This is a genomic window from Streptomyces sp. CNX435, from assembly GCF_059570575.1.
Genome location: NZ_JCANTA010000043.1, coordinates 20,949 through 28,061, shown reverse-complemented (window position 1 = coordinate 28,061; position 7,113 = coordinate 20,949). Strand labels below are relative to the sequence as shown.

Genomic DNA, 7,113 nt, shown 5'->3' with positions numbered 1-7,113 from the left:
GGACGGGGTGCCCGGGTCCGCCGGATCCGGCGGGTATCCCGCTCCTCCCGGCCTCGACGCCGAGGCCCCCGACCTCTCCGACGTGGGCGACGTAGACGACGTAGGCGACGAGCCGGGCCTGCAGCCGCAGCCCGTACCGGCACTTGCGTCCCCTCCCGCTCCCGGCCCGGACCCCGACGAGGACGTCGGCCGGGGATTCGGCCGCCGGGGGCAGCGGAGCCAGTCCGACGACGAGTACCGCCCGCCCGGGTTGCTCAAGCGGCGCGCGTTCGTGGGGGCGGCGGGTGTCGCGGTGGCGGCCGTCATCCTCATACCGCTGATAGCGCTGGGCAGCTCGGGAGGCGGCGACCCGCTGAACCAGTCCGCCGGGACCGCCCAGGAGCCGGACGGGAGGCCGACGACGCAGCTCAACCCCGGAACGTCCGATCCCACGTTCCCCGGCACCTCACCGTCGAACTCCTCGCCTTCCCCGTCGGACTCGGAGTCCGGCGCGGAGAAGCCGAAGCCGGAGGAGCCGAAGGACGGGACGGCGGGCCCGATTACCGGCGCAGATCCCGGCGTCCCCCAGAACGAGATCGTGCTCAGGAACAAGAAGTACGGCCTGTGCGTGGACCTTCCCGGCACCGGCGAGAGCACACCGGAGACCAGCACCCAGGACGCGGGCTGTGAGCCGTCGGGCGACGACAACCAGCAGTGGGTCCTGGACCTGGTCGACAAGGGGGCCGGTACCCACGGGGCCGACCTGTACCTGGTCCGTAACGTCACGTCCGGCCTCTGCCTGGACGTACCCGGCAAGGGCCCCGGACAGGTGGGCTGGGCGATCGGTGTCCACGACTGCGTCGACAACGACGAGGACAACCAGCTCTGGTGGCTCCACCGGCACCCGAACGGCGCCTATTGGATCCGTAACCAGAAGAGCGGAGACATGTGCCTCGACTCAGCCAGGACGGGCCAGAAGCGCGCGCACACCAAGATCACCCTCTTCGAATGCAGCGCCCTGGACGACCAGAAGTGGAACTTCGTCGCGAGCTGAGTCAGAGGCGACAGCGTCCGAGAGCGGGATGTGCGCCCGGCACGTACATCCCGCTCTCCGCTGCCCGTGATGCCTCCGTCAGGCCGAGAAGGGCTGCGGCCCCGGCGGCGGGCCGAACGGGTCGACGGCGTCGACCTTGGGAGTCTCCTTGCCCCGGTGGGCACCCACCTTGCAGCCGGCGAAGGGGCCCATCGGGTCCCGCAGCGTGCCCATCACGGGGCCCAGGTAGTCGCGGTGCCAGTTCGCGGGCCCGGCCATCCCGGAACCGGGTCCGGTCAGTTCCCCCCAGGCGAGCCACAGCCCGTGGAGCTGGGCGACCGCTTCCGGGTGCTCCCACCAGCGGGAGCACCACGGGGCCGCGGAGGTGACCTCCCTGCCGTAGACCGGCAGCAGCACATGGTGGGTCCACAGGGTCAGCTGTCGCAGGTTCTGCGCGTACTCGGGCCCCGTCATATAGAGGATGAAGTGCGGTGGGGCGAGCGGAAGCTCCTTTGGATCGGTGCTTTCCGATTCGGTACGTGCCTCCTCGGGGGGAACGGCGTCCCCCTCCACTTCGGATACCTCGGAGGTCTCGGTGGACATGGCCGTCCCGCTTTCTCTCGGCAGCTTCCGCCTGGTGCGTGACCACCACGTCTCTACGCCGCATACGGTTCACCGACCGGCGGTGGCGCGAGCGCCGAAAGGACGAGGGGCAATTCCTTTCCGCAGTCAGATCCCCCGTTCACTCGCCGAAAGGACATATGGCGTCTCGGCCGTGGGCTGCTCGAATGGTCAAAGCGGAGAAATGCACGTCTGTTGAACCGTCCGCCGCGCGTTTACGTCGTGGGTGCGCAGGCGATCTCCGATCACCGATCCGACGCACGCCCCCACTCGAGAGGCACGTTCTATGCGCGTGAGACCACCTCGATCATCTCGATCATTTCTGTTCGCGTTCCTGCTGGTCGTCGTCGGCGTGTCAGCCGTCGCCGCGGCGGCGTTCCAAGGCCCTCCCGGCGACCGTGCGGACCGCGTCGTCGACGCCGCGGCCACCGGTGACGCCGAGCACACCGTCACGTTCGTGAACGACACCGGCGAGCGCATCTGGGTCGGCAGCGTGGCCAGCACCGACGACGGTTCGACCCCGATCACCGGACTGCCGACGCTGGACCCGGGCCAGTCCGCCACCGTCACCGTCCCCGAGCAGTCCGGCGCCGGGCACTGGCGCGGCAGGTTCTTCGCCCGCCAGGACTGCACCGGCGAGGAAGGCAGCACGTTCCACTGCGCCGTCGGCGACTGCGGGCCGTACGCCGACCGCTGCGACCGCGGGGCACAGCCCGTCAGCCTCGCCGAGTTCAACTTCGACACAGCCGACCAGTTGGCGCCCTGGTACAACGTCAGCTACGTCGACGCCGTCTCGGTGCCCATCACCATCACCCCGGACGGCGTACCGCCGCCCGCGGACAACGGCGAGTGCGCCACGGTGGGCTGCAACGTCGACCTCCTGTCCGCCTGCCCGCCCGAGAACCTGACCAAGGACGCGGCGGGCCAGCCGCTGTTGTGCGTCAACCCGCACGAGGACAAGGACAGGCCGACCGCCTACAGCGACGCGCTCCTTGAACGGTGCCCCATGGCGTACGGGTGGTCCAAGCTCGACCACCAGCGGGGCAACCAGGTCATGCGGCAGTGCAGCGCGTGCAGCGGCGTGACCGTCGCCTTCCACGGATCCGGCACCGGCGGGGACTCCGGCACCGGTGACGACTCCGGCACCGGTGACGACTCCGGCACCGGTGACAAGACCAAGCCCAATGCGCCGAAGCGCCCCGATGCTCCGAAGGGCCGGACCACGCCCCTCAAGGGCGCCGCCCTCAACCCCGTCGACGGCACCCCCCAGGCGCTGACCGACTCCGGCGTGTCCTGGTACCACAACTGGACCTCCTCCAGCAACGGAGTCGCGAGGCCCAAGGGCGTCGAGTACGTCCCGACGATCTGGGGCCCCGGCTCGGTCAACGAAACCGAGCTGAGCAATGCCACCCGGGAGGGCAAGAACCTCCTCGCCTTCAACGAACCCGACCTGCCCGGGCAGGCCAACATGACGGTGGAGCAGGCGCTCGACCTGTGGCCCCAGCTGGAGAAGACCGGCCTGCGCCTGGGAGCACCGGCGGTCGCCACCGATGCCGACAAGGCCGGCGCCTGGCTGGACCGTTTCATGAAGGGGGCCGAGGAGCGCGGCCTGCGTGTCGACTTCATCCCGGTGCACTGGTACGGCTCCGACTTCAGCTATCGCGCCAGCTACCAGCTGGCCTACTACCTGCAGCGCATCCACGACCGGTACAAGAAGCCGATCTGGCTGACCGAGTACGCCCTCATCGACTTCACCGAGGGCACCCCCCGCTACCCGAGCGAGGAGGAGCAGAACCAGTTCATCAAGACGTCGACCGAGGTCCTGGAGGTCCTGCCCTTCGTGAAACGCTACGCGTGGTTCGCCCTCTCCACGGAGACCAGCCCGACCGGCCTGTACGACGGCACCACCCCGAACACCAGCGGCAACATCTACCGCGACGCCGGCTGACCCGCCCAAGCCGCCCCCGGGAACAGAACCGTCTGCGCCCGGGGCCCGTACCGAAAACGGACTCGCCGTGGCCCACACCAGGGCCACGGCGAGTCCGACGTACGACGCGGCGCGGCGCGGCGCGGCGCGGCCGATCAACGGGCCGCCCGGGACGAACGGTTCAGTTTGAGAGGACGACCTCGGCGACGCGCTGGATCTCGTCGATGTCGTCGCTGGTCGGGTTGAGGATCAGCTCGTCTGCTCCGATAGCCTCGAATTCCCCGACGGTTTTCTTGATCGCATCCGCTCCTCCGCTCACCGCAGACGAAATGAAGCCAGCGGTGTCTGCTCCCGCGGTGGAGTAGTAGTCGTAGACGTTCGCTCGGCCACCCTCGATGTCCGCGACGGCGAAGTAGGCGATGCCGACCAGGTACGGCGAGCCGTCGCGTCCGGCTTCCTTCCAGGCCGCGCGTACGCCGTCGAAGGCGCCGGCGACCATGTGTGCCGGTACTGACGCGCCGACATAGCCACGGCCGGAGCGCGCCACGCGGTCGTATGACGCCTGGACCATGCCGCCGAAGAGCAGAGGCACCTCACGGCTGCCCTCGGGCACCAGCGGGTTGTCGCAGCCGGCGGGGGTCTCACCGCGCCACACGCTCTTGTACGTCTCGATGTCGCGGTCGAGCCGCCCACCGGTGCCGCGCGGACCCAGGCCCTCCACCACGAAGTCGTCGGGACGCCCCCCGAGGCCGATACCGAGGGTGAGACGGCCGCCCGAAACACCGTCGATGCTCTGAGCCTCCTTGGCCAGCAGCAGAGCGGGCCAGACCGGGCCGAGCATCACGTTGCTGATGAGCCCGATCCTGCTCGTAGCACCTGCCGCGGCTGCCAGCGCGACCGTGTCCATCACCCCCGGATAGGCGACACGGCCCACAGTGCCCAGGGAGGAAAACCCCGCGTCTTCGGCACGCCGCGCCCACTCCGGGATGACTTCCGCTCCCACATTGCGTATCTGATTGGGAATGCCGATACCAATTTTCATAAGCTGTACTCCTTGTGCGAATGCCAAGTGCATCGACTGGACTTGAGAGTGTGCCGTTCCTCTTGTGGCATGGGCGTGTGGAACGGTACAGGACGCCCAGTGAGCGCAAGCCGGACGGGGCGTACTACCGCATCTCCGGGCCGGAATAATCGCCAGAGTTGCCGGGACCGGAAGGGGACCGCGCGCGGCGCCACCGCCCCCTGATCCGGTGTACCAGGGCCTGTTGCGCACAAGGCCGGGTCCGTGGGTGCGTCAACTCTCCCAGATGGCCCGGGGCATACAGATCATGCGCTGACGCCTCGGGGGGGGCGGGGTGGCAGAATGCCGCAGCAACGGGACCTCCGGTACGACGATCTCTGGGCTCGACACCACAGGGATCTACCAGGGGTCCCGTCCTCTCGTTCATGGACTTGACAAAGCATCAGACGGCAAAACGCAACGGTGTTGCACCTCGCGGGACGCGACCTCCCACGGCGGTGCGGATGACACCGCCAGCGGAATGCCCAGCGGGCGGACACGCAGAGCACGCTGCCCTCGCGTATCCGCCCGCTTCGTGAGGGAAACGGCGCCTTCAGTTTGCGGGCCGCCCCCGGATCATCGCCCGGGGGCCGCCGTTGCCCTCCGCCTCAGCCCTGGTGGGCCGGATTGGGGCAGGGCGGGGGGACGCGCGCTCGGCTTGGGGAGATCTCCTCGGCGCGCCTCGGCGGCGGTGGCGGGTGGACCGGTGAGGCTCCGGGCCGGCTGGGGGGGCCATGGTCCGGCCGGCTGGTTGTCTCCTGCCCCTGCGACCGTGGCGACTGGCCGCGGCCCGCGTTGGAGGGGCGCCATCTCGCGGACAAGGGGATTCCCCAGTTCCAGATCCGACAGCCGCTGCCGCGGGGTCTCCGTATGCAGGTCGTGCACGAACTCGGCCGTTGACCCGGCGAAGGCCAGTCCGGTCGCGGCGCCGCTGAGTGCGTTCCGGAGGGCTGGATTCTGATCTCCGACCGCGACGGCCGCCGTATTGAGCGCGACGGAAACGAGCCTTGCGACGTTCGCCCCCAATTTCGTCTTGTCGAGGTTCTTCTTTGGATCGCGGTTCACGAGCTGCTCGTAGAGTTCATAGCAAACTTTGATGGCTTGTGCCGAGATGCCAGCCGTGTTCACGTGCGGGCCGGCACTTCCTGCCAAGGGGGCGATGCCCTGCACGGCGGTGGGGCCGAGGTCGGCAAGCGCCAGCCCGATCCTTCGGCCGTATGACTGCCACCAACTGCTGTCCGAGGAGGGCTCCGCAAGGGTCTCGCCCATGCCGTCGACCCGAGCGGTCGAATGACTCTGGCCGGATCGCGGCTCGTACAGGCCGAGAACGGCGCCCTGAGGAGGTACCGGTACCTCCTCCGGGATCGGCGCCGCGGTCGACGCCGCGATGGTCACGCCACCATCACCATTGGGCGCCACACTCACCGAAACGAGGGTGCGGGATCTTGGTAGGGGCGCGGTGTGCCGGGAATCGTCGGTGTTGGAACGGGACGGCCTTGGCTGAGGAGGCAGCGGTGTGGTCATATCAACCTTTCTTCGCGGCGGGCAGCCAGTCGCACGACGCGAGAGTGCTTCGGCACGGACGGCAGTACTGCCGACCGATTCGCAGTCTGATCCAGGGGCACCACGTGTCCGCCGCCGCTTCGGTTCACCGGGCCGGCGGGCGATCGGGCCGCACGCACGCCCGGCACGGCCAGCGGTACTCGGGGTTGGGGAAGCCGGGGTGAAGCCCCGCGTCCCAGCCGGAGCGCTGGTTGCCGTATGCCGGGATGCCTCCCTCGCGTTTGACCATGGCGGCCGTGTCACGGGCGATGCGTTCTCAGGTTCTGAGTCGGAGCGTGACGATCGCGTGCTGAGGTCGTGACCTGTGGTGATCGGCTGCGGCGGCGGTATTGGTCCAGCCTGCTTGGCGCATGAGTCCGATGGCGAGGTTGTGCAGGGTGGCCATGGCGCGGGGTGCGGTGCCGGTGCGTACTCGTGAGGCCGGGGGCACCGGCCGGTTCCCGCCCCCTGCCGCCGCCACGGTGCAGCCGCGTGGGGGCAGTGCCACTGGCCCTGTGCGGGGGGATCCGCCAGCGGCGGCGCGGACCGGCGCGGCCCGGGCGGCGCCGGCTGCTTGAGCCGGGCGAAGGCCCGCACGACCGGGCTGCGCAGCTTCGCGTGCGCGCGGTTGCCTGACCGGACCCGATGCCGCCATGGACCTCATCCGGGGGGACCTCACCGCGACAGGCCGCACGACGAGGCAGACCCGCACCCGACCGGACCTCCTTCGTCCCGCCCACCGGCCAGGGGGTGAACCCGGGTGAACCCCTTTCGCTCCGCTTCCGTGTAAGAGGCACAGGAGAGTGTCGGTCGGTTGGTCTCGCAGCCGGCCCTCACCGTCGAGGCACACACGGATTCTTTTCGCGATCAGATTGAGGGCACATGCCAATAGGAGAGCGGTTTCGAGCACTCATGCAGAACACCGCTAATCGAGAAGTGTTGCGTCAGCTG

5 protein-coding genes are annotated in these 7,113 nt (G+C 69.2%); 2 read left to right on the top strand and 3 right to left on the bottom strand.

What is annotated here, in order from left to right; translation table 11 throughout:
• Window positions 1-1,033: RICIN domain-containing protein (locus tag T328_RS35115; RefSeq protein WP_496500325.1), on the top strand; the 1,033-nt coding region annotated here is incomplete at its 5' end.
• A 78-nt stretch (window positions 1,034-1,111) separates the two neighbouring features.
• Here the strand turns inward: T328_RS35115 and T328_RS35110 are convergent.
• Window positions 1,112-1,486 (bottom strand): DUF4913 domain-containing protein, encoded by a 375-nt coding sequence (locus T328_RS35110; protein ID WP_496500326.1) that lies wholly within the window; start codon window positions 1,484-1,486, stop codon window positions 1,112-1,114.
• 499 nt (window positions 1,487-1,985) lie between these two features.
• Between T328_RS35110 and T328_RS35105 the strand changes: the two genes are divergently transcribed.
• A complete protein-coding gene (locus T328_RS35105; protein WP_496500324.1) occupies window positions 1,986-3,581 on the top strand; it encodes a glycosyl hydrolase in 1,596 nt (531 codons plus the stop codon).
• A gap of 160 nt (window positions 3,582-3,741) precedes the next feature.
• On the opposite strand, the gene T328_RS35100 is transcribed toward T328_RS35105, so the two are convergent.
• Complete coding sequence (locus tag T328_RS35100; protein WP_496500323.1) at window positions 3,742-4,602, bottom strand: LLM class flavin-dependent oxidoreductase; 861 nt, start codon at window positions 4,600-4,602, stop codon at window positions 3,742-3,744.
• Window positions 4,603-5,196: 594 nt separating this feature from the next.
• A complete protein-coding gene (locus tag T328_RS35095; protein ID WP_496500322.1) occupies window positions 5,197-6,015 on the bottom strand; it encodes a hypothetical protein in 819 nt (272 codons plus the stop codon).
• Window positions 6,016-7,113 lie beyond the last annotated feature (1,098 nt).